The sequence below is a fragment of the Janibacter alkaliphilus genome (genome assembly GCF_013408565.1).
Classification (GTDB): domain Bacteria; phylum Actinomycetota; class Actinomycetes; order Actinomycetales; family Dermatophilaceae; genus Janibacter; species Janibacter alkaliphilus.
On the sequence record NZ_JACBZX010000001.1, the window covers coordinates 2609175 to 2630771 of the forward strand.

Annotated in this window: 20 protein-coding genes and 1 pseudogene; 16 read left to right on the forward strand and 5 right to left on the reverse strand. The window is 73.6% G+C overall.

From position 1 onward, the window contains the following. Window positions 1–182: 182 nt before the first annotated feature. Complete coding sequence (locus BJY28_RS12435) at window positions 183–740, forward strand: HIT family protein (protein ID WP_179463282.1); 558 nt, start codon at window positions 183–185, stop codon at window positions 738–740. On the opposite strand, the gene BJY28_RS12440 is transcribed toward BJY28_RS12435, so the two are convergent. Then, window positions 737–1618, reverse strand: a complete 882-nt coding sequence (locus BJY28_RS12440) for an HTTM domain-containing protein (RefSeq protein ID WP_179463283.1) — start codon at window positions 1616–1618, stop codon at window positions 737–739. The two genes, BJY28_RS12435 and BJY28_RS12440, sit on opposite strands and share 4 nt — an antisense overlap. After that, window positions 1615–2076: a hypothetical protein gene (locus tag BJY28_RS12445; protein WP_179463284.1), complete on the reverse strand. Its 462-nt coding sequence runs from the start codon at window positions 2074–2076 to the stop codon at window positions 1615–1617. Before BJY28_RS12445 ends, BJY28_RS12440 begins: the two co-directional genes overlap by 4 nt. A gap of 216 nt (window positions 2077–2292) precedes the next feature. On the opposite strand from BJY28_RS12445, the pseudogene pgsA reads away from it, so the two are divergent. From pgsA to BJY28_RS12470, 5 genes and pseudogenes are all read left to right on the forward strand, one after another. After that, a pseudogene (pgsA, locus tag BJY28_RS12450) lies at window positions 2293–2895 on the forward strand (phosphatidylinositol phosphate synthase); the annotation flags it as partial. Between the two features lie 149 nt (window positions 2896–3044). Next, on the forward strand, window positions 3045–4067 hold the full coding sequence (locus BJY28_RS12455; RefSeq protein ID WP_179463286.1) for a phosphatidylinositol mannoside acyltransferase: 1023 nt from the start codon (window positions 3045–3047) through the stop codon (window positions 4065–4067). Next, on the forward strand, window positions 4064–5257 hold the full coding sequence (locus tag BJY28_RS12460) for a glycosyltransferase family 4 protein (protein WP_179463287.1): 1194 nt from the start codon (window positions 4064–4066) through the stop codon (window positions 5255–5257). Before BJY28_RS12455 ends, BJY28_RS12460 begins: the two co-directional genes overlap by 4 nt. Then, window positions 5254–5826 carry a hypothetical protein gene (locus BJY28_RS12465; protein ID WP_179463288.1) on the forward strand — a complete coding sequence of 191 codons (573 nt, stop codon included), beginning with the start codon at window positions 5254–5256 and terminating at the stop codon, window positions 5824–5826. The genes BJY28_RS12460 and BJY28_RS12465 overlap by 4 nt, the downstream gene beginning before the upstream one ends. A gap of 7 nt (window positions 5827–5833) precedes the next feature. Beyond that, window positions 5834–6643 (forward strand): hypothetical protein, encoded by an 810-nt coding sequence (locus BJY28_RS12470; RefSeq protein ID WP_179463289.1) that lies wholly within the window; start codon window positions 5834–5836, stop codon window positions 6641–6643. Here the strand turns inward: BJY28_RS12470 and BJY28_RS12475 are convergent. Together BJY28_RS12475 and fdhD are read right to left on the reverse strand one after the other, a co-directional pair. Beyond that, complete coding sequence (locus BJY28_RS12475; RefSeq protein ID WP_179463290.1) at window positions 6633–8027, reverse strand: hypothetical protein; 1395 nt, start codon at window positions 8025–8027, stop codon at window positions 6633–6635. The two genes, BJY28_RS12470 and BJY28_RS12475, sit on opposite strands and share 11 nt — an antisense overlap. 68 nt (window positions 8028–8095) lie before the next feature. Continuing rightward, on the reverse strand, window positions 8096–8908 hold the full coding sequence (gene fdhD / locus BJY28_RS12480) for a formate dehydrogenase accessory sulfurtransferase FdhD (protein WP_179463291.1): 813 nt from the start codon (window positions 8906–8908) through the stop codon (window positions 8096–8098). A 385-nt stretch (window positions 8909–9293) separates the two neighbouring features. Here fdhD and BJY28_RS12485 point away from each other — a divergent pair, with 385 nt between their 5' ends. The 9 genes from BJY28_RS12485 to BJY28_RS12525 all read left to right on the forward strand — a co-directional run bounded on the left by BJY28_RS12485 (window position 9294) and on the right by BJY28_RS12525 (window position 19399). Beyond that, window positions 9294–10064 (forward strand): YebC/PmpR family DNA-binding transcriptional regulator, encoded by a 771-nt coding sequence (locus BJY28_RS12485; RefSeq protein ID WP_179463292.1) that lies wholly within the window; start codon window positions 9294–9296, stop codon window positions 10062–10064. Window positions 10065–10158: 94 nt separating this feature from the next. Then, a complete protein-coding gene (gene ruvC, locus BJY28_RS12490; protein WP_179463293.1) occupies window positions 10159–10695 on the forward strand; it encodes a crossover junction endodeoxyribonuclease RuvC in 537 nt (178 codons plus the stop codon). Beyond that, window positions 10692–11297, forward strand: coding sequence for a Holliday junction branch migration protein RuvA (gene ruvA, locus BJY28_RS12495; RefSeq protein WP_179463294.1), 606 nt, complete (start codon window positions 10692–10694; stop codon window positions 11295–11297). The genes ruvC and ruvA overlap by 4 nt, the downstream gene beginning before the upstream one ends. Continuing rightward, a complete protein-coding gene (ruvB, locus tag BJY28_RS12500) occupies window positions 11294–12412 on the forward strand; it encodes a Holliday junction branch migration DNA helicase RuvB (RefSeq protein ID WP_179463295.1) in 1119 nt (372 codons plus the stop codon). Before ruvA ends, ruvB begins: the two co-directional genes overlap by 4 nt. Window positions 12413–12762: 350 nt before the next feature. Then, window positions 12763–13137 (forward strand): preprotein translocase subunit YajC, encoded by a 375-nt coding sequence (yajC, locus tag BJY28_RS12505; protein ID WP_179463296.1) that lies wholly within the window; start codon window positions 12763–12765, stop codon window positions 13135–13137. After that, window positions 13137–15170 (forward strand): protein translocase subunit SecD, encoded by a 2034-nt coding sequence (secD, locus tag BJY28_RS12510; protein WP_179463297.1) that lies wholly within the window; start codon window positions 13137–13139, stop codon window positions 15168–15170. The genes yajC and secD overlap by 1 nt, the downstream gene beginning before the upstream one ends. A 5-nt stretch (window positions 15171–15175) precedes the next feature. Beyond that, window positions 15176–16534, forward strand: a complete 1359-nt coding sequence (gene secF / locus BJY28_RS12515) for a protein translocase subunit SecF (RefSeq protein WP_179464120.1) — start codon at window positions 15176–15178, stop codon at window positions 16532–16534. Next, a complete protein-coding gene (locus BJY28_RS12520; protein ID WP_179463298.1) occupies window positions 16531–17067 on the forward strand; it encodes an adenine phosphoribosyltransferase in 537 nt (178 codons plus the stop codon). Before secF ends, BJY28_RS12520 begins: the two co-directional genes overlap by 4 nt. Window positions 17068–17101: 34 nt before the next feature. After that, entirely contained in the window at window positions 17102–19399 is a 2298-nt protein-coding gene (locus tag BJY28_RS12525) for a RelA/SpoT family protein (protein WP_179463299.1), read from the forward strand. A gap of 11 nt (window positions 19400–19410) precedes the next feature. Here the strand turns inward: BJY28_RS12525 and BJY28_RS12530 are convergent, their stop codons facing one another. Continuing rightward, complete coding sequence (locus tag BJY28_RS12530; RefSeq protein ID WP_343037100.1) at window positions 19411–20793, reverse strand: DUF349 domain-containing protein; 1383 nt, start codon at window positions 20791–20793, stop codon at window positions 19411–19413. 88 nt (window positions 20794–20881) lie between these two features. On the opposite strand from BJY28_RS12530, the gene BJY28_RS12535 reads away from it, so the two are divergent. Beyond that, window positions 20882–21583 (forward strand): MBL fold metallo-hydrolase, encoded by a 702-nt coding sequence (locus BJY28_RS12535; protein WP_179463300.1) that lies wholly within the window; start codon window positions 20882–20884, stop codon window positions 21581–21583. Window positions 21584–21597 lie beyond the last annotated feature (14 nt).

Sequence of the window (21597 nt, forward strand, 5' to 3'; positions counted from 1 at the left end):
TCGACGAGCTGCAGCCAGCACCAGCTCGTCGAGCCAGCAGCAGCTCGAGCTGGTGCTGGCTCGCGAAACTGCTGCCAGCAGCAGTTTCGGCGGTCGGGCGGTCGGGCTGGCGGTGGGCGTCCTGAGCCCTCACCGGTATCCGGGCGCGGGGCGTCCGGCCAGTCATGCCTAGGATCGGGCGCATGACCGACGCCCCGGAGCCGCGACCGACCGAGGACGAGCGCGCCTTCGCCGGGGTGCCGGACGGCTTCGACCGGCTGTGGACCCCGCACCGGATGGCCTACGTCACCGGAGAGCGGCCCAGCGACGAGGCGGGGGAGGGCTGCCCCTTCTGCGCGGCGCCCGGCAAGGACGACGCCGAGGGGCTGATCGTGCACCGCGGCGAGCACTGCTACGTCGTGATGAACCTCTTCCCCTACAACGCCGGCCACGTCCTCGTCTGCCCCTACCGGCACATCTCGCTCTACGTCGACCTCACCGACGACGAGACGGCCGAGTTCACCGCCTTCACCAAGACCGTCATCCGGGTGATGGAGGCGACCTCGAGCCCGCACGGCTTCAACATCGGGATGAACCAGGGCGCGGTCGCCGGCGCCGGGGTCGCCGCGCACCTGCACCAGCACGTCATCCCGCGGTGGGGCGGCGACATGAACTTCCTGCCGATCATCGCCCAGACCAAGGCGCTGCCGATCCTGCTCGAGGACGCCCGGCAGGCCCTCGCCGACGCCTGGCCGGTCTAGGCGGAAGTCGCGCTGCCCGGCTGCCGGTGCTGCCGCTGGTCCCGCGCGGCGCGTCCGCGGCGCCGCTGCCACCACGGCCACAGCCGCTCCAGCGGCAGGAAGGCGAAGAGGCAGATCACCAGCGGGGCGAAGTGGATGCTCAGCAGGTAGGCGGTGATCGCGTGGAAGCCGAAGCACAGCCCGATGCCGATCGCCAGGCCGCGGCCGCGCAGCCACAGCAGCACCGGTGAGACGAGCTCGAGCACCAGCAGCGCCCACTGGCTGGCATGGACGAGCAGCGGGTAGCCGGCCATCCACTGCGCCAGGTCGTTGCCGCGCCGGCTGAAGGCCCAGATGAAGGTCGACCCGCTGGCCCACCCCCAGCCGCCGAAGCGGATCTTGGCCAGCGCCGAGAGGAAGTAGATCGCCACCGCCCCGACCTGGATCATCCGCACCGCCCAGCCGGCCGCCGCGCTGCGGGTGCTGGTGTCCCGGACGCTGGCGGCGCCGACCGTGGGCAGCACCAGCAGGGCCACCATGAGGGCGAAGTGGTCGTGGTCGATCTTGCTGTAGGAGAAGGCGTTCGAGACCCAGTCGAGCATCCCGAGGGCGCACACCGCGCCGGCCAGCCGGGGGAGACGACCGGAGGCGGCCAGCACCGCGGAGACGAGCACGACGACCCGCAGCACCTGCACGTAGACCGGGGTCGGGGCCGGCAGGTGCAGCAGCTCGCGGACGAGGAGCGGCTTGTAGAGGTCCTCGGGCACGTCGCCGTGCGGGATCGGGTCGGTGACGTTGACGAGCACGTCCACGACGACGAAGCCGTAGACGAGCATCCGCAGCCAGGCGATCCGGGCCAGCGGGATCTCCGGCGCGAGGAAGGTCCAGATGCGGGTCACAGGCCGCGCTCCGGGTCGTGCGGGTGGCGCACCTGCCAGCGGGCGAGCAGCTCGTCGGTGCGCGAACCGTCCTCACCGAGCACGATCCGGGTGGTGCGCACCTCGACCACCCGCCAGCGTGCCTGCTCCGGCTGGCGGCGCGCGTGCAGCACGGCCACCGACTGGAGCTTCGAGGGGTCGGCGACGATCGAGGGCAGCTGGCCCTCGATCTCGCTGCGCTCCATGCCGAGCGCCTCGCGGGAGAGGTCGACCCGCACCCGGTCGCCGTCGACGGTCTCGGCGGCCATGTAGGGCGAGCTGATGACGCCGCCGTCGTTCTCCACCGAGAAGGCGTACTGGGCCATCGGCGCGAAGGGCCACCACCGGTCGTCGCCGACCAGCGTGCCGGCCACGACCGTCCCGATGACGGCAGCGCCGAGCACCAGTCGCCAGGCGCGGCCGGATCGGGTGAGGCTCACCGGGGCAGTCAACCGGCCCGCCCGCGCCCAGGCCAGCCCCGACACGCGCCCTTCGCCGACCTCCCCCCATCGCGCTGCTCGTCGGCGCCACCACCACCGACCGCGCGACCTACCCCGCCGGCTACCACGCAGTAAGTGTCGTGATCACAACACTTACTGCGTGGTAGCCCGTGCTGCGGCGAGGTGGAAGGGGGGCGCGGCTACCCTGGGAGGGCCATGCTCAACCGATACGCCCGCGCCTTCTTCACCAACGTCTTCACGCCCATCGCCCGGATGCTGCTGCGGATGGGGATCAGCCCCGACGTCGTCACCCTCGTCGGGACGCTCGGCGTGTGCGCGGGCGCGCTGATCTTCTTCCCGATGGGCGAGCTCTTCATCGGCGTCATGGTCATCACCGCGTTCGTCTTCTCGGACACCATCGACGGGATCATGGCCCGGATGCGCGGCGGCTCCTCCTCGTGGGGCGCCTTCCTCGACTCCACCCTGGACCGCGCCGGCGACGGCGCGGTCTTCGCCGGTCTGGCCATCTGGTACTTCCAGGGCGGCGACGACCGGCTCACCGCCTGGCTGGCCCTGCTCTGCCTCGTCCTGGGCAGCCTCGTCTCCTACGCCCGGGCCCGCGCCGAAGGGCTGGGCATGCGTGCTGACGTCGGCATCGCCGAGCGCGCCGACCGGCTCGTCTCGACGCTGGTCACCGCCGGGCTCGTCGGCCTCGGGCTGCCGCAGGTCTTCCTCACCGTCGTCCTCGGCCTGCTCGCCGCGGCCAGCCTGGTCACCGTCATCCAGCGCATCCTCCTGGTCCGCCGCCAGGCCCTGGCCGCCGAGGGCGCACCCCCGCCCATCACCCCCGTGGCCGCCCCGGCCGCGACCTCCACCGCCCGGCGCCCCCGCCCGCAGCGCCCCCGGCCCGGTCGGGACAGCGCCCGCCGCGGACCCCGCCGCCGCGCCGCCAGCGACGCCGGACGACGGTGACCGCCCCCCTCCTCGCCCGGGCCCGGGACCGGGCCACGGTGCCCGCCTTCCGCCTCGGCTGGCTGCTGCTGCGCCTGCTGCCCGAGCGACTCGCCTACCGCCTCTTCGAGGTCGTCGCCGACGTCGTCACCCGCCGCGACGGCACCGGAGTGCAGCGGCTGCGCCGCAACTACGCCCGGGTCCGGCCCGACCTCGACGGCGCCGCGCTCGAGGACGTCGTGGCGAAGGGGGTCCGCGCCACCCTGCGCTACTACCTCGAGGCCTTCCGCCTGCCGGCCACCAGCGGCGCCCGGGTGGACGCCGCGGTGACCCACGAGGGTGCCCCCTTCGACCGGCTGGAGGCCGAGCTGCGCGCCGGCCGCCCGGTGCTCGTCTTCCTCGGGCACACCGGCAACTGGGACCTCGCCGGCGCCTGGTGCGCCCGGCACCTCGGCCACGTCGTCACCGTCGCCGAGCGGCTGCAGCCGGAGGAGATGTTCCAGGCCTTCCTCGACTTCCGCGAGGGCGAGCTGGGCATGACGATCCACCCGGCCGAGCACGGCACCCTCGACCGGCTGCGCGACCAGCTGGCCACCGGCGAACCCGTGGTCATGCCGCTGCTGGCCGACCGCGACCTCAGCGCCAGCGGCATCGAGGTCGACCTGCGCGGCCACCGCGCCCGGATGGCCGCCGGGCCCGCGCTGCTCGCCGCCGAGACCGGGCTGCCGCTCTTCCCGGTGACCTTCCGGCACGAGCGCGGCGCCGACGGCCGGTGGGGGATGGTCATGACCTTCCACGAGGAGATCCAGGTGGACCCGCCCGGGGCCGCCGAGCGCGCCCGGGTGATCACCGAGATCACCCAGCACTGCGCGGACGCCCTCGGCGAGGCGATCGCCGCGCACCCGCAGGACTGGCACATGATGCAGAAGGTCTTCCTCGCCGACCTCGACCCGGCCCGCGACGCCGCCCGACGGGCCGGCGACGGCGCCGCCGACCCGCACGGCCAGGCGACGGGCACGCCCGGGACGAGCGCCGCATGAGGGTCGGCATCGTCTGCCCGTACAGCTTCGACGTGCCCGGCGGGGTGCAGTTCCACATCCGCGACCTCGCCGGCTACCTCGACACCCACGGCCACCACGTCTCGGTGCTCGCGCCGGCCGACGAGGGCACCGTGCTGCCCCCCTTCGTCCAGCCGGCCGGCAGGGCGCTGCCGATCCGCTACAACGGCTCGGTGGCCCGGCTGATGTTCGGCCCGGTGGCCGCGACCAAGGTCTCCCGCTGGCTGGAGCAGGGCGACTTCGACGTCGTGCACATCCACGAGCCGCTCGCCCCGAGCCTGTCCCTGCTCGCGCTGTGGGCCGCCGAGACCCCGGTGGTGGCCACCTTCCACACCTCCAACCTGCGCTCCCGGGTGCTGCAGGCCAGCTACCCGCTGCTGCGCCCGTCGCTGGAGAAGATCCACGGCCGGATCGCCGTCTCCGAGGACGCCCGCCGCACCGTCACCACGCACATCGGCGGCGACGCCGTCGTCATCCCGAACGGCGTCGACACGGCCGCCTTCGCCCAGGCGCCGGTCCGACCGGAGTGGACCGGCACCCCCGAGGCCCCGACCATCGCCTTCCTCGGGCGGATCGACGAGCCCCGCAAGGGCCTGCCGGTCCTGCTGGACGCGCTCCCGGCCATCCTCGAGCGCATCCCCGGGCTGCGGGTGCTGGTCATCGGTCCCGGCCACGGCGACGCGGTCCGCGCCCGGCTCGAGCCGCGGGTGGCCGAGGCGATCACCTTCCTCGGGGCGCTGTCGGACGAGGACAAGGCCGCGGTGCTCGCCTCCGCCGACCTCTACCTGGCCCCGCACACCGGCGGCGAGAGCTTCGGCATCGTCCTCGTCGAGGCGATGGCCGCCGGCGCCCCGGTCCTGGCCAGCGACCTGCCTGCCTTCGTCCGGGTCCTCGACGCCGGCAGCGCCGGCAGCGCCGGGGCCACCTTCACCGCCGGCGACCCCGGTGCGCTCGCCGAGCGGGCGGTCGAGCTGCTCACCGACCCGCCGCGACGGCAGGCGCTGTCTGCGGTGGGGCGGCGCCGCGCCACCGACTTCGACTGGTCGGTGGTGGCAAAGGAGATCGTCGCCGTCTACGAGACCGTGCTGGACGCGACCACCGGGCAGCCCGGGATCGCCCGGCTGCGAGCGGCACCCGAGCCGCCGCACCGACGCGAAGGGGGAGCCCGATGAGCTACCTGACCTGGGTGGTCGTCGGGGTCGCCGTCCTCGTGCTGCTCGCCTGGTACCTCTCCTACAGCGCCGCCCGGCTGGACCGGCTGCACGCCAAGGTCGAGGGCGCCCTGTCCGCCCTGGACGCCCACCTCGTGCGTCGGGCCGAGGCGGCCCTGGAGCTGGCCAACTCCGGCTCGCTCGACCCGGCCAGCGGCATCCTGCTGGCGGGTGCGGCCACCCAGTCGCTGGAGCACGTCAACGGGCGCACCTTCGAGTCGGACCTGCTCGAGGGGCAGCACTTCGCCGGCCGGGAGCCGGTCGAGAGCGAGCTCACCGAGGTGATCGGCGCCGCGCTGCCGGCCGAGGTGGTCTGCGGGCTGCGCGCCGACGGAGGACCGGGCGAGTCGGCCCTGGACCGGCTGGAGGCAGCCGGGCTGAAGGTGCAGCTGGCCCGGCGCTTCCACAACGAGGCGGTCAAGGAGGTCCAGCGGGTGCGCGGCAAGCGGGTGGTGACCCTCTTCCGGCTGGCCGGTCACGCGGACCTGCCCGAGACCGTCGAGTTCGACGACACCGTCCCCACCGGGTAGGTGCGGCATGGGCAGCGCCCTCCTGTGGCTCACCCTGCTCGTGGCGACGATCCTGCTCGTGGCCAGCGCGGTCGTCGCCGTGGCGACCACCCGACGCACCTTCCGGCTCAAGGAGGAGCGCACCCTCGCGCAGCGGGCCACCGACCTCGCCCGGGGCGCCGGGGTGCCCTCGGGCCGGTTGCGTCGGCAGTGGCCGGTGCTGCTCACCGTCATCGGAGGGGAGCCGCTCGCCGGGACCCTGGTCATGGACGACGGCTGGCTCACCTTCACCGCGACCGGCCGGGACACCGCGACCTGGCGGGCGCCGGTCGCCGAGGTCCGGCTCAGCCGGCTGCCGCAGACCCACGTCGCGGCCCCGTTGCGGCTGGACGGCCCCGGGCTGCGCGAGGCGCGGCTCGACCTCGTCGCCGGCGGCCGTGGGACGGTCCCGGACCCCGGCGCCGTGCCTGGGCCGCCGCCGGTGTCCCGTGAGCTGGGCGAGCTGCTGGCCCGGGCCGGGGCACGGGTGGACCCGGTCCTGCGGGACCCGGTCGAGGGATCGGAGACGTCGGGTACCGACGGTGCCCCCGGGTCGACGCGGCGCGGACCGGCGGTGCCCGGGCGGCGGCCCGCCGCTCCAGGGACGTGGGTGCCGGCCGACGCCGAGCCGTCACGCGAGTCCGGATGGGAAGACGTCAGCGGAGGCGGATCCGGAGGTCAGCGCTACCGCTTCGACCCTGAGGGCGGCGGACCCGCCGGGCCCGAGGCGACCGGTCCGGACGTGCCCGAGGTGACGGACACGGACGGGCCCGACCCTGAGGGCGGGGTCAGGGGCTGACCAGCGGGTTCGACCAGCCCAGCACGAGCTCGGCCCCCGAGCGCTCCAGGAGTCGGCGATCCACGGGGTCGGCGAGGTCGAGCCGTCGGCCGTCCTTCATGCTCCAGAAGCGGTAGGTGCTGTAGCCCAGCCCCTTGGACAGGCCCACCCGGATCCCGCGGTCGGTGAGCGTGCGGCTGCTCAGCGAGGTGGTCGACAGCACCGCCGAGCTGCCGACGACGTCGCGGCGCACGGTGAGGTCCCCGTCCGGCTCGATCCAGGCCGACGAGACCCCCGTGCACAGCCGGCCCCCGCCGTGGCTGAGCACCGGGACCGGCGAGCCGGCCCGCAGCCGGATCGTGCAGCCCTGCACGACGACCTCGTCGGGGGTGCTGGAGCCGTACATGTAGGCGCCGTAGGCGTGCGGCGCCGTGCTCGTCGACGCGTGCCGGCTGCCCGGTCGGCTGATGGTCTTGGTCCAGCTGAGCCACAGGTTGCTGTAGGCGCCGGCAGCCCGTCGCCGGTCGGCCTCGCGGCGCAGGTCGAGCCCGCGGTCGATCCGGGCGTCGTAGAGGTCGATGATGAGCCGTGACCCGGCGACGGACACCCCGGCGCTGATCCCCTTCGTCGTCATCGTCTCGTCGGCGTCCGCCTGCACGTTGAGCACGGCCGCGTCCTGCTCCGAGGTCATCTCCACCAGCACCCGCCCGGTGGTCGTGATCCGCACCGAGCGCACCCCGATGCAGCGGTGCGAGGGGTTGGCGTGGACCCACGGGCCGTCCTGGTCGAAGCGGACGACGCAGCCGCCGCGGACGGTCGACAGCGGCGGGGCGGCCAGGTCTCGATGGCGCCCGAGCGCGTCGTAGCCCGGGTCCACGGTCTGCGGGTCGGGGTGCGCGCCGTGCCCGCCGGCCTTGGTCCAGCCGACGTGCAGGTTGGTCCCGGCCACCCGAGCGCGCCCGGCCGCGGTGCGCAGGTTGACCCGGCGCTGCTGCTGGTCGTCGTAGAGGCGGACCAAGACGACCGACCCGCCGCCGCTGACCCCGGTGACGATCCCGCGCCGCACCAGGCTCGATCCGGCGGTGGCCTGCAGCGTCAGCGCCGGCGCCGACTCCTCGGCGGTCAGGTGCACGGTGAGGTCGCCGTAGCGGTCGACGCCGACGTCGGCGACGCCGACGCACGGGGTCTGGCTGGTGGCGCGCACGGCCGGGGTCCCGTCGGCGGCGAAGACGACGAGGCAGCCGCCGACCAGCCAGCGGGAGGGCGGCACGCTGGGCTCGAGGTCGGCGGTGGCGGCGCCGGAGGTGACGGGACTGGCGGCGTCGGCGGCTGGCGCGCTCGCCACGAGCAGGGCGCCCACCAGTGCGGCGACCAACGACGAGAGGGGACGGTTACGGGTCCGCATGGATGGATGCTCCTGACCAGGGCCCCGTCGCCAGGGTGGGGCGGGGTCGGGTGGAGCGTACTGGCTGGTCAGCCGCCCGGGCCGACGATCCGCTCCGGGTGGGAGTAGACGGTGAGCCGGTCCTCGCGGACGAAGGCGAGCAGGGTGACCCCGAGCTCCTCGGCCGCCTCGACCGCCAGCGAGCTCGGCGCCGAGACGCAGGCGAGGACCGCCACCCCGCTCATCGCCGCCTTCGCGACGATCTCGAAGCTGGCGCGGGACGAGACCAGCAGCAGCGGTGGCGGGGGTGCCGCCTGCATGAGGAGGTGCCCGAGCACCTTGTCGACGGCGTTGTGCCGGCCGATGTCCTCGCGCACCACGAGGAGCGTGCCGTCGACGTCGGCGGCGGCCGCACCGTGCACCCCACCGGTGCTGGCGAAGACGCGTTGGTCCCGGCGGAGCTGCTCGGCGGCCCGGGTGACCACCTCGGGATCCAGCCGGCTCCGCGCGGGCGGCGGAGCCTGCGGGCGCGGGCGGTCGGCGACCGTGGCGACGGTGCTGGAGCCGCACAGCCCGCAGCCGCCGTAGGCGGCCAGGCTGCGGGTCGCGCTCACCGGGGGAGCGGTCACCCCGGGGCGCAGGTGCACCTCGAGCACGTTGAGGTCGGTCTCGGTGCAGAAGCGGGCGACCGCCACGTCGTCGGCGGAGGCGATCACCCCTTCGGCCCGGAGCAGGCCGTGCGCCAGCTCGACGTCGTGGCCCGGGCTGCGCATGGTCAGGGTGAAGGGCGCCTCGCCGAGGCGGATCTCCAGCGGTTCCTCGACGGCGAGGGTCTCCACCCGGGTCGAGGCGCTGCCGTCGACGATCCGGGTGGCCCGGCGACGACGGGTCAGCCGGCCCATGCGCGGACCGGTGCGACAGGGGAGACGGGCGACGGACTCACCCGGCCAGCATGTCAGGCGCCCGTGCCCACGCCCGCGCGAACCCGCACCTGGATCCGCAACTGCCCGGGCAAATTTCGGGGGATGCGCAACTGCCCGGGCAAGTTCGGCGAGGGGTGCGCAACTGCCCGGGCGAATTCGGTGAGGGTGCGCAGCTGCCCGGGTAACTGTGGCGGGGGTGCGCAGCTGCCCGGGCCACCGGTGAGCACTACCCCGTCTACTGGTGGTGAGGCGCCGCTCACCGTCGGCTCGTGGCCGCCGCGCCCCGGCCGTCGGCCCGCCACCGAAGAGGGCCACTAGGATCGATGGTCGGACCGAGGCAGCAGACGTGAGGAAGGGGAGCGACGTGAGCGGTCACTCCAAGTGGGCGACGACCAAGCACAAGAAGGCGGCGATCGACGCCAAGCGCGGCAAGCTCTTCGCCAAGCTCATCAAGAACATCGAGGTGGCCGCCCGCACCGGCGGCGGGGACCCGGCGGGCAACCCCACCCTCTTCGACGCCATCCAGAAGGCGAAGAAGTCCTCGGTGCCCAACGACAACATCGACCGCGCGGTCAAGCGCGGCAGCGGGGCCGAGGCCGGCGGCGCGGACTGGGAGAACATCACCTACGAGGGGTACGCCCCCGGCGGCGTCGCGGTGCTCATCGAGTGCCTCACCGACAACCGCAACCGGGCGGCCACCGAGGTGCGCACCGCCCTCTCCCGCAACGGCGGCAGCCTCGCCGACCCGAACTCGGTGGCCTACCTCTTCAACCGCAAGGGCGTCGTCGTCGTGCCGAAGCCGGCCGAGGGCCCGGGCAGCGACGAGGACAGCCTGCTCGAGGTGGTCCTCGAGGCCGGCGCCGAGGAGATCAACGACAACGGCGAGAGCTGGGAGATCGTCTCCGAGGCCACCGACGTCGTCGCGGTGCGCACCGCGCTGCAGCAGGCGGACATCGACTACGACTCGGCCGAGGCCTCGTGGGTGCCCTCGATGCAGGTGCCCCTGGACCTCGACGCTGCGAAGAAGATGATCCGGGTCGTCGAGGCGCTCGAGGACTCCGACGACGTCCAGGACGTCTACGCCAACGGCGACATCCCCGACGACGTCCTCGCCCAGCTGGACAGCGAGGACTGAACCGGCCGCGTGTCGCAGCCGCCCCTCCGGGGCCGACCTGCGTAGGTTGGCAGGCGAACACCTGTTCGGATCTGGTCGGCGAAGGGAGCGGCGCGTGCGTGTCCTCGGGGTGGATCCCGGGCTGACCCGGTGCGGCCTGGGCGTCGTCGACGGCGCCGGACGGTCGCTGCGGATGGTCGCGGTGGGTGTCGTGCGCACCTCCGCCCAGCGCTCCACCGGTGACCGGCTGGCCTACCTGCAGGACGAGCTGGACACCTGGCTGGACCGCTTCGACCCCGAGGTGATCGCCCTGGAGCGGGTCTACGCCGCCGACCACGTGCCGACCGTGATGACCACCGCTCAGGCCAGCGGGCTGGTGCTGCTGGCCGGCGCCCGGCGCGGCATCCCGGTCGCGCTGCACACCCCGACCGAGGTCAAGGCCGCCGTCACCGGCAGCGGCCGCGCCGAGAAGGCTCAGGTGACGACGATGGTGACCCGCCTGCTCGGTCTGGACACCCCGCCCAGCCCGGCCGACGCCGCCGACGCCCTCGCCCTGGCCGTCTGCCACCAGTGGCGCGGCCCGGGTCAGGCGCTGCGTGAGCAGGGCGCCGCCAGCGAGCGGGCCCGGCTGAAGTCGGTGCAGGCCCGGTGATCGCCCAGCTGCGCGGACCGGTCAGCCACGTCGGTCTGGACCGGCTCGTCGTCGACGTCGGCGGGGTCGGCGTGCTCGTGCACACCCCGCCCTCGGTCGCCGCCGGCGCCCGCATCGGCCAGGAGACCACCCTGGCCACCAGCCTGGTCGTCCGCGAGGACTCGCTGACCCTGTACGGCTTCGCGACGCCGGGGGAGCGGGACACCTTCGAGCTGGCCCAGACGGTCTCCGGGGTCGGTCCACGGGTGGCGCTGGCCATCCTCTCCGTGCTCAGCCCGGAGGAGCTGTCCGCGGCGGTCGCCGCCGAGGACACCCGGACCCTGACCAAGGTCCCCGGGATCGGGACGAAGGGGGCCCAGCGGATCGCCCTCGAGCTGCGCGACAAGATGCCCGCCCTGGCATCTTCGGGTGGCGGCGAGGCCCCGGCCGCGGCACCCGCTGCCGGTGCCTGGCGCGAGCAGGTCGTCGAGGCGCTCGTGGGGCTCGGCTACTCGGCCAAGCAGGCCGGTGACGCCACCGAGAAGGTCGACGGCGGAGACGACGGCACCCCGGTCGACGTCTCCCAGGCGCTGCGCGCAGCGCTGCGGGTGCTTGCCCGATGAGCGGGTTCAGCAGCGAGATCCGCCTCGGCGACGAGGGAGCGGAACGCGCCGGTGACGGCTCCTACGAGGCCACCGCACGGATCGTCGACGCAGCGGCGGGCGAGGACGACGCGGCCGTCGAGGCCGCGCTGCGCCCGCGACGCCTGGCCGACTTCCCCGGGCAGACCAAGGTCCGCGAGCAGCTCGGCCTGGTCCTCGAGGCCGCCCGGCGCCGGGGTGCGGCACCGGACCACGTGCTGCTCTCGGGCCCGCCCGGGCTGGGCAAGACCACCCTGGCGATGATCGTCGCCGCCGAGCTGGAGCAGCCGATCCGGGTCACCTCCGGCCCGGCGATCCAGCATGCTGGCGACCTGGCCTCGGTGCTCTCCTCGCTGGCCGAGGGCGAGGTGCTCTTCCTCGACGAGATCCACCGGATGTCCCGGGCCGCCGAGGAGATGCTCTACCTCGCCATGGAGGACTTCCGCGTCGACGTCGTCGTCGGCAAGGGGCCGGGCGCCACCGCCATCCCGCTGGAGCTGCCCCCCTTCACCGTCGTCGGGGCCACCACCCGGGCCGGGCTGCTGCCGGCGCCGCTGCGCGACCGGTTCGGCTTCACCGGCCACCTGGACTTCTACGAGGACGCCGACCTCGAGGTAATCCTCGCCCGCAGCGCCCGGCTGCTGCAGGTGCCCGCGCACGAGGAGGGGATCGCCGAGATCGCCCGCCGCTCGCGCGGCACCCCGAGGATCGCCAACCGGCTGCTGCGGCGGGTGCGGGACTGGGCCGAGGTGCATGGCGCCGGCCGGGTCGACCTGGACGCCGCCGGGCGGGCGCTCGCCCTCTTCGACGTCGACGAGGTCGGCCTGGACCGGCTCGACCGGGCGGTCCTCGACGCACTGTGCCGCCGCTTCGCCGGCGGGCCGGTCGGGTTGTCCACCCTCGCGGTCGCCGTGGGGGAGGAGACCGAGACCGTGGAGACGGTCGCCGAGCCGTACCTCGTGCGGCAGGGCTACGTCTCGCGCACCCCGCGCGGGCGGGTGGCGACGACCGCCGCGTGGGAGCACCTGGGTCTGGCGGTGCCCGAAGGCGGCCAGCCCGAGCTGCCATGGTCCGACCCCGGCCGCCTGGGCGACTGAGACCGAGCCTGCCCGTCGCCCCCTTCCGCATTTGCCCGGGCAGTTGCGTCCCACTAGGTGATTTGTCCGGGCAGTTGCGGACGACCTGGTGATTTGCCCGGGCAGTTGCGGAGAGCCAGGTGAACTGCCCGGGCAGTTGCGCCCCTCTAGGTGAATTGCCCGGGCAGTTGCGGGGGTCTTGGTGAATTGCCCGGGCAGCTGCGGATGTTGGGGGAGGGAACCCGGTGGCGCGTGGCGTCGTTGGTCACCCTCGGCGGGCTCGCCTAGACTCGATCCCCGGCCCGGGCTGCTCCCGGGTGCACCCCTGCGGCCGCGAACCCGGTCGCGCGCCCCGACCAGGAAGTCCCACGATGAACGACGGCTCCTCCCTCGGCAGCCTGTTCCTGCTCCTGCTCCCGCTGCTGCTGATCGGCTTCCTGCTGTGGTCGACCCGGCGCCGCCAGCGTGCGATGGAGGAGTTCAGCGCCGGCCTCGAGGCCGGCGAGCGGGTGGTGCTCACCTCCGGCATCTACGGCACCGTCCTGGAGCTGGGCGAGACCACGGTGCAGCTCGAGGTGGCCCCGGGGACCGTGCTCACCGTCGACCGCCGGGCCGTCGGCGTGCGCGCCGGCGACCTGCCGGCCGCCGGGACCACGCCGCGTGACGAGCGTGACGAGCCGAGCGGCGAGGACGACGAGGGCCGCACCGGCACCGACGAGCGTGGCGACGGCCCGGAGCGCGGCTGATGGCCAGGACGAAGGTGGCCACGCCCAAGCGCCGTGACGCCGCCCGCCGCACCCTGCTGCTGTTCTTCGCCGCGGTGCTCGTCCTCGTCGGGATCCTCGGGTTCGGTACGACCCGCAGCGACGCCGCCTGGACGCCGCGCCTGGGCCTCGACCTCGCCGGCGGCACCCAGATCGTCCTTGAGCCCCGGGTGGGCGACGGCGAGACGGTGAATGCCGACCAGCTCGAGCAGGCCCGCGACATCATCACCCAGCGTGTCGACGCCCAGGGCACCACCGGCGCCGAGGTCACCACCCAGGGCGACTCGAACATCGTCGTCTCGGTGCCCGGCACCCTCAGCGCCGAGCAGGAGGAGGCGATCAGCGCCTCCTCGCAGATGCAGTTCCGCCCCGTGCTGGCCACCGGCGTCGGCGATCCCGAGGCCCTCGCCGAGATGATGGCCACCCCCAGCGGGTCGGCCACCAGCGGCTCCGGGTCCGGGTCGTCCTCCGGATCCGGGTCCGGCTCGTCGACCTCCGGCTCGGGCAGCGCGACCTCCGGGTCGGGCTCGGCCCCCACCGGCAGCGAGCAGCCCTCGGTCAGCGACGGCGCCACCAGCGAGACCTCCGCGGACGGCGGCGCGCAGTCGATGGCGGCGACCACCTCGCCCACCACCGGGAGCGGCAGCAGCAGCGGCAGCGCCGACGACCCCACCGGCTCGGGCTCCGGCAGCGAGACCGGCTCGGGCTCCGGCAGCGAGACCGGCTCGGGCTCCGGCAGCGGCACCGGAACCGGCAGCGGCGCCGCCGACCCGGCCGCCCAGGAGTGGACCCCGAGCGGGGAGCCCACCGGCCCGACCGACCCGAACAACATCTCGGCCGAGCTGTGGCAGCAGTTCCAGGACCTCGACTGCTCCCAGGACCCCGGCGAGCAGCCGGTCGGCACCGACGAGCCGATCGTCGCCTGCGACCAGGAGGGCCCGCTGAAGTACGTGCTCGGCCCGGTGGTCGTGCCCGGCAGCGAGATCGCCGACGCCACCGCCGGCTACGAGGTCACCGCCCAGGGCCAGCAGACCAACCAGCCGGAGATCCAGCTGTCCTTCCAGGACTCCGGCCGGGACGCCTACGCCGACATCTCCGCCGAGATGGTCCAGCTGCCTCAGCTGGCGCAGACCGGCACGAACCCGCCCGGCAGCTACAACGCCCTGGCGACCGTGCTCGACTCGCAGGTGATCCTGGCCCCCGGCTTCAACGAGGCCATCCCGACCGGTCAGGCGAGCATCTCGATGACCGACATCGACGAGGCCCGCAGCATCGCCCAGACCCTGAAGTTCGGCGCGCTGCCGCTGTCCTTCGAGCCGCAGACCCGCCAGGAGATCAGCCCGACCCTGGGCTCGGACCAGCTTCGCTACGGGATCATCGCCGGCATCATCGGCCTGCTGCTCGTGCTGCTCTACTCGCTGGCCCAGTACCGCGCCCTGGCGGTGGTGACGATCGGCTCGATGGTGGCCGCCTTCGGGCTGACCTACCTGGCCATCGTGCTGCTGGCCTGGCAGTACGACTACCGGTTGGACATGGCCGGGGTGACCGGTCTGATCATCGCCATCGGGGTGACCGCGGACAGCTTCATCGTCTACTTCGAACGCGTCCGGGACGAGCTGCGCGACGGCCGCAACCTGCGCGCCGCCGTCGAGGCCGGCTGGCACCGCGCCAAGCGGACCATCCTCGTGGCCGACGGCGTCAACATCATCGCAGCGGTCGTGCTCTACGTGCTGGCCAGCTCCGGGGTGCGCGGCTTCGCCTTCACCCTCGGGCTGACCACGCTGATCGACCTGGCGGTCTTCTGGTTCTTCACCCACCCGATGCTCACCCTGCTCGCCCGCAACCGGTTCTTCGCCTCCGGCCACCCGTGGTCCGGCTTCGACGTCGACCGGCTGCGCGCCGGCGGGATGCGCTACACCGGCCGCGGCCGGATCGAGGCCCAGGAGCCGGTGGAGCCGGAGAGCTCCCGCCGCGCCAACCCGGGTGTCCGCAGCGACGAAGGAGCGGTGCTGTGAGCCGCATGGCCGAGCTCGGCAACGACCTCTACACCGGTCGCCGGTCCGTCGACTTCGTCGGTCGGGCCCGCACCTGGTACGCCGTCTCGGCGGTGCTCATTCTCATCGCGGTGCTCGCCCTCGGCGTGCGCGGGCTGAACTTCGGCCTGGAGTTCACCGGTGGCTCGGAGTTCCGGGTGGCCACCTCGAGCGCGCCGGCCGACTACGAGGACGTCGCCACCGACGCCGTCCGCGAGGTCGCCGGCTCCGGCTCCTCGGCGCGGGTCTCGACGATCGGCGGCGACACCGTGCGGGTGCAGACCGAGGAGCTCGGCGTCGCCGAGACCCGGGAGGTCTCCGACGAGCTCGCCACCGCCTTCGACGTCGGCGAGGGGCAGGTCAGCTCCAACCTCATCGGGCCCTCCTGGGGGCAGTCGGTGAGCGAGCAGGCGCTGCGCGCGCTGGTCGTCTTCATCGCCTTCACCGCCGTGCTCATGGCGCTGTACTTCCGCACCTGGAAGATGGCCGCCGCCGCGATGGTGGCCCTGGTGCACGACATGATCATCACCGTCGGGGTCTTCGTGCTCTCCGGCTTCGAGGTCTCCCCGGCGACGATGATCGGCTTCCTCACCGTGCTCGGGTACTCCCTCTACGACACGGTGGTGGTCTTCGACAAGGTCCGGGAGAACGCGACCGAGGCCTTCACCTACAAACGCAGCACCTACGCCGAGGCGGCCAACCGGGCGGTCAACCAGACCCTGGTGCGCTCGATCAACACCACCGTCATCGCGCTGCTGCCGATCCTCGCGGTGCTCGTCATCGGCTTCGCCCGGCTCGGCCCGGGCACCCTGCTCGACCTCAGCCTGGTGCTCTTCGTCGGGCTGGTCGCCGGTGCCTTCTCCTCGATCTTCATCGCCACCCCGCTGCTGGTGCAGTTGCGGCGCAAGGACGACGACGTGCAGCAGCTGACCCAGGACGTCGCCGAGCTGAAGGAGAAGGACGCGAAGGCGGCCGCCCGCGGCTCCGGGCGACGCCGGTCCGCCGCCGGTGGCCGCGGCGCCTCTCGCGCCGGCTCCTCCGACCGGGCGTCGGCGACCTCGACGGGCACCTCGGGTGGCGGTGGCGCGGCCACCGCGACCGCCGAGCGCGACCCGCGTCGCCGCACCGGTCGTGACACCGGTCGGGATGCCACTCGTGACACCCAGGTCTCGGGCAGCTCGTCCGCGGACCAGCGGGACGCGGAGGACGGCGACGCGCGCGACGACGTCGCCGAGGACGCTCCGCAGACGGTCACCGGGCGCACCGTGCACCGCTACGCCCAGTCCTCCGGCCCGCGCAACCAGCCGAAGAAGCAGCCCAAGGCCAAGCGGGGGCGGCGCTCGTGAGCGAGCCCGACGAGGAGCTCGCCGCGCGGATCACCGCCTCGCTGCGCGACATCCCGGACTTCCCCGAGCCGGGCGTGCTCTTCAAGGACATCACCCCGCTCATCGGCGACGGCGCCCTGCTCACGCAGACGGTGACCGGGCTGGCCCGCCCCTGGCACGGCCGGGTGGACGCGGTCGCCGGCCTGGAGGCGCGCGGCTTCGTCTTCGGCGCGGCGGTGGCGGTCGCCCTCGGTGTCGGCTTCGTGCCGGTGCGCAAGGCGGGCAAGCTGCCGGCCGACGCGGTCGGGGTCGACTACGCGCTCGAGTACGGCACCGCCCGGATCGAGGCGCACGCCGACGCGGTCCCGGCCGGGGCCCGGGTGCTCGTCGTCGACGACGTGCTCGCCACCGGCGGCACGGCCGCCGCGGCCTGCCGTCTCTTCGAGCAGCTGCAGGCCGAGGTGGTCGGGGTGGACGTCGTCATCGAGCTGGCCGCGCTGGGCGGCCGGGAGCGGCTGCCGGAGCGAGCGGTGCGCGCGCTGCTGACGGTGTAGCCGCAGCGATCCCGGGACGGTCTAGCATCTGCTCATGAGCGAGCCGCGCACCGGGAGTAGCAGCAGCGGAGGATTCTCCCCGCGCTCGATCGCCCGCGCCTCGCTGGCCCGGCTGGGCAGCACCCGGACCACGGCGCCGGCGGTGCTCGAGCCGCTGCTGCAGTCGGTGCGGCAGAGCCACCCCCGCGCCGACCTCTCGATCATCGAGCGCGCCTACGCCGTCGCCGAGCGGGCGCACGAGGGGCAGTCCCGCAAGAGCGGCGACCCCTACATCACCCACCCGCTGGCGGTGGCGACGATCCTCGCCGAGCTGGGGATGACCCCGGTGACCATCGCCGCGGCGCTGCTGCACGACACCGTCGAGGACACCACCTACAGCCTGGACGCCCTCGAGGAGGACTTCGGCGCCGAGGTGGCCAAGCTCGTCGACGGGGTCACCAAGCTCGACAAGGTCAGCTACGGCGACGCCGCCCAGGCCGAGACCGTGCGCAAGATGATCGTCGCCATGGCCCGGGACATCCGGGTGCTGGTGATCAAGCTCGCCGACCGGCTGCACAACGCCCGCACCTGGCGCTACGTCTCCCAGGCCTCGGCCCAGCGCAAGGCGCAGGAGACCCTGGAGATCTACGCGCCGCTGGCCCACCGGCTGGGGATGAACACCATCAAGTGGGAGCTGGAGGACCTCTCCTTCGCCACCCTCTACCCCAAGGTCTACGAGGAGATCGTCAAGCTCGTCGCCGAGCGGGCCCCGGCCCGCGAGGAGTACCTCGCGCAGGTCCGGGCCCAGGTGGTGCTCGACCTCAAGGAGTCCCGGATCGCGGCGACGGTCACCGGGCGGCCGAAGCACTACTACTCCGTCTACCAGAAGATGATCGTCGGGGGCCGCGAGTTCGGCGAGATCTACGACCTCGTGGCGATCCGGGTGCTCGTGGACACGGTGCGCGACTGCTACGCCGCGCTCGGTGCGCTGCACGCCCGGTGGAACCCGCTGCCCGGGCGCTTCAAGGACTACATCTCGCTGCCGAAGTTCAACATGTACCAGTCCCTGCACACCACCGTCATCGGTCCGCAGGGCAAGCCGGTCGAGATCCAGATCCGCACCCACCAGATGCACCGCCGTGCCGAGTACGGCGTCGCCGCGCACTGGAAGTACAAGGACGAGAAGGGGGACGCGGCCAAGGGAGACACCGGGCAGATCAACGAGATGGCTTGGCTGCGCCAGCTGCTCGACTGGCAGAAGGAGACCGCCGACCCCAGCGAGTTCCTCGACGGGCTGCGCTACGAGATCAACACCCGCGAGGTGTACGCCTTCACCCCCAAGGGGCAGGTGATCGCGCTGCCGATGGGCTCGACGTCCGTCGACTTCGCCTACGCGGTGCACACCGAGGTCGGCCACCACTGCATCGGCGGCCGGGTCAACGGGCGGCTGGTGCCGCTGGACTCCCCGCTGGAGAACGGTGACGTCGTCGAGATCCTCACCTCCAAGGCGGAGAACGCCGGACCGTCCCGGGACTGGCTGACCTTCGTGCGCTCACCGCGGGCCCGGAACAAGATCCGGCAGTGGTTCTCCAAGGAGCGGAAGGAGGAGATGGTCGAGTCCGGCAAGGAGGCCATCGCCAAGACCGTCCGTAAGCAGAACCTGCCGCTGCAGCGGCTGCTGACCGTGGAGAACCTCACCAGCGTCGCCAGCGACCTGCGGGTCAACGACATCGAGGGCCTCTACGCCGCGGTCGGCGAGGGGCACGTCTCGGCCCAGCACGTCGTCTCCCGGATCGTCGGGGTCGTCGGCGGCCAGGACGGCGCCACCGAGGACCTGGCCGAGGCGACCATGCCGGGCCCGGAGGCGCGGCGCCGGCAGCAGAGCAACGACCCGGGCGTCGTCGTCAAGGGCATGGACGACGTGTGGGTCAAGCTCGCCCGGTGCTGCACGCCGGTGCCCGGAGACTCGATCATGGGCTTCATCACCCGCGGCAACGGGGTCTCGGTGCACCGCACCGACTGCCCCAACGCCGGCTCGCTGCGCAAGGAGTCCGAGCGGCTCATCGAGGTGGCCTGGGCGCCCAGCGGGTCCAGCCTCTTCCTCGTCCAGGTGCAGGTGGAGGCGCTGGACCGCTCCGGGCTGCTCTCCGACGTCACCCGGGTGCTCAGCGAGAGCGGGGTGAACATCCTCTCGGCGTCGGTGCACACCTCGCGCGACCGGGTGGCCAAGCTGCGGTTCACCTTCGAGATGGGCGACACCGGGCACCTCAGCCACGTCATGGACCAGGTGCGCAGCACCGACTCGGTCTTCGACATCTACCGGATCACGGGCGGGCACGCCGACCACGACTGAGCCGGCCGGCGTCAGCCGAACTCAGAGAGCCCCTGCCGGGCCTGGTCCAGCCACTGCTGCTGCGCGGCGATCTGCTCGTCCAGCTCGGCCACCCGACGCTCGTCGCCGGCGTCGGCCGCCTTCGCCCGGCGGGCCTGCAGCTCACCGACCCGCTCCTGCAGCTGGTCGACCATCGACTGGGCGCGCGCCGACAGCTCGGGGTTCTTCTGCTTCCACCGGCTGTCCTCGGCCTCGCGGACCGCCTGCTCGACCCGGCGCATCCCCTTCTCCATGCGGTCGATGTCCTGACGCGGCACCTTGCCGGCGGCCTCCCAGCGCTCCTGGATGCCGCGCAGCGCGCTCTTGGTGCGCTCCAGGTCCTGCACCGGCAGCAGCGCCTGCGCCTCGGCGAGCAGGCCCTCCTTGACCTCGAGGTTGCCCTGGTGCGCCTCGTCCTCCTTGGCCGCCTCAGCATCCTTGGCGGTGAAGAAGGCGTCCTGGGCGCTGCGGAAGCGCTCCCACAGGGCGTCGTCGTCGGCCCGGCCGGCCCGCCCGGCGCGACGCCAGCGGTCCATGAGCCGCTTGTAGGCGCCCGCGGTGGCGCCCCAGTCGGTGCTGGTGGCCAGCCGCTCGGCCTCGACCACGAGCTGCTCCTTCTCCACCTTCGCCTCGCCGCGGGTCTGCTCCAGCTGGGCGAAGTGGGCCTTGCGCCCCTTGTCGAAGCCGTTGCGGGCCTTGGAGAAGCGCTGCCACAGCTCCGCCTCGACCGGCTTGTCCAGGCGGGGGCCGGAGCGCTGGTGCTGCTTCCAGGTGTCCAGCAGCTCGCGCATCCGCGCCGAGGACTGCTTCCACTGGATCTTCTCCTCGGGCTGGGCGGCGATCTGCTCCGCCTCCGCGACGATCTGCTCGCGCTCGGCGGCCGCAGCCGCCTTGGCCTCGGCCCGGGCGGCGCTCTCGCTCTCCCGCTTGGCGCTCAGCCCGGTCTCGATCTCGGCGACCAGGGCGCGCAGCGCCGGCAGGTCGCCGACGACGTTCGCCTCACCGATGTGCTCGCGCAGCGACGTCAGCCCGTCGGCGACCTCCTTGGCGGCGACGTCCGGGCTGTCCAGGCGCTGGCGCAGCAGGGTCGCCGAGGCGTGCAGCTCGTCGTACTTGCGGGCGAAGTACTGCAGCGCCTCGTCCGCGCTGGCCCCGGGGTAGGAGCCGACCTCGCGCTCGGTCTCGCCGTCGCGGACCAGCACCCGCCCGTCCTCCTCGACCCGGCCGAAGGCGGCCGAGGCGCTGGGTCCCTGGGCAGGGGCCGGCGCGGCGGGCGCGGCCGGCGTCGGTGCCCCGGCGGGACGGCGCGGGGCCATCTTGGCCAGGGCGGCCGGGGAGGGAGCGCTGGGGCGCGGGGTGTCGCTCTGCTCGTTCACCCGCCCGAGGGTACCCACTTCGCCTGCACCGGCGCTGGTGCTCGCCGGGTCGGTCGGGTGCGGCGGGGGAGATCAGTAGGGTTGGGGGGTGCTGACGATCACCTTCCCCGCGCAGGCGTTCGCCACCAACTGCTACGTCATGGCCACCGGGCCGGGCGAGGAGTGCCTCGTCGTCGACCCCGGAATCGGCGTCGAGGAGACGCTGCGGGAGGTGCTGACCACCCACCGTCTCAAGCCGGCGGCGGTGCTGCTCACCCACGGCCACGTCGACCACGTCTACTCGGTGACCCCGGTGTGCGGCGGCGAGCTGGCCGCCTACATCCACACCGACGACCGCTACCGGCTGCGCGACCCGCTGGCCGACTCCTCGCTGGGCCCGGCGCTGGCCGGGATGCTCGAGCAGCAGTTCGGCAAGGTCGCGACCTGGCGGGAGCCGGAGACGGTCGTCGAGGTGAGGGACAGCGAACGGGTCAGCGTCGCCGGGATCGACCTCGACGTCATCCACGCGCCCGGGCACACCGAGGGGTCGGTGATGTTCGCCCTCGACCCGGTGCCGGACGGGGTGCCCGACGAGGCCGGTGTGGATCGGACGCTGATCACCGGCGACGTGCTCTTCGCCGGGTCGATCGGGCGGACCGACCTGCCCGGCGGGTCGTCGGAGGCGATGGAGCGCTCGCTGCGCGAGGTGGTCCATCCGCGGCCCGACTCCAGCCTCGTGCTGCCCGGCCACGGCCCGGCGACGACGCTGGGCCGGGAGAAGGCCAGCAACCCCTACCTGCAGCGGCTCTGAGCCGCCGAGACCGA

Bases quoted from the DNA above. Each gene is read 5' to 3' on its own strand.
- BJY28_RS12435 (WP_179463282.1), top strand. From the start codon at position 183: ATGACCGACGCCCCGGAGCCGCGACCGACCGAGGACGAGCGCGCCTTC.
- secF (WP_179464120.1), top strand. From the start codon at position 15,176: ATGGCCGAGCTCGGCAACGACCTCTACACCGGTCGCCGGTCCGTCGAC.
- BJY28_RS12525 (WP_179463299.1), top strand. From the start codon at position 17,102: ATGAGCGAGCCGCGCACCGGGAGTAGCAGCAGCGGAGGATTCTCCCCG.
- BJY28_RS12465 (WP_179463288.1), top strand. From the start codon at position 5,254: ATGAGCTACCTGACCTGGGTGGTCGTCGGGGTCGCCGTCCTCGTGCTG.
- ruvB (WP_179463295.1), top strand. From the start codon at position 11,294: ATGAGCGGGTTCAGCAGCGAGATCCGCCTCGGCGACGAGGGAGCGGAA.
- BJY28_RS12475 (WP_179463290.1), bottom strand. From the start codon at position 8,027: ATGCGGACCCGTAACCGTCCCCTCTCGTCGTTGGTCGCCGCACTGGTG.
- BJY28_RS12460 (WP_179463287.1), top strand. From the start codon at position 4,064: ATGAGGGTCGGCATCGTCTGCCCGTACAGCTTCGACGTGCCCGGCGGG.
- secD (WP_179463297.1), top strand. From the start codon at position 13,137: ATGGCCAGGACGAAGGTGGCCACGCCCAAGCGCCGTGACGCCGCCCGC.
- fdhD (WP_179463291.1), bottom strand. From the start codon at position 8,908: ATGGGCCGGCTGACCCGTCGTCGCCGGGCCACCCGGATCGTCGACGGC.
- BJY28_RS12470 (WP_179463289.1), top strand. From the start codon at position 5,834: ATGGGCAGCGCCCTCCTGTGGCTCACCCTGCTCGTGGCGACGATCCTG.
- yajC (WP_179463296.1), top strand. From the start codon at position 12,763: ATGAACGACGGCTCCTCCCTCGGCAGCCTGTTCCTGCTCCTGCTCCCG.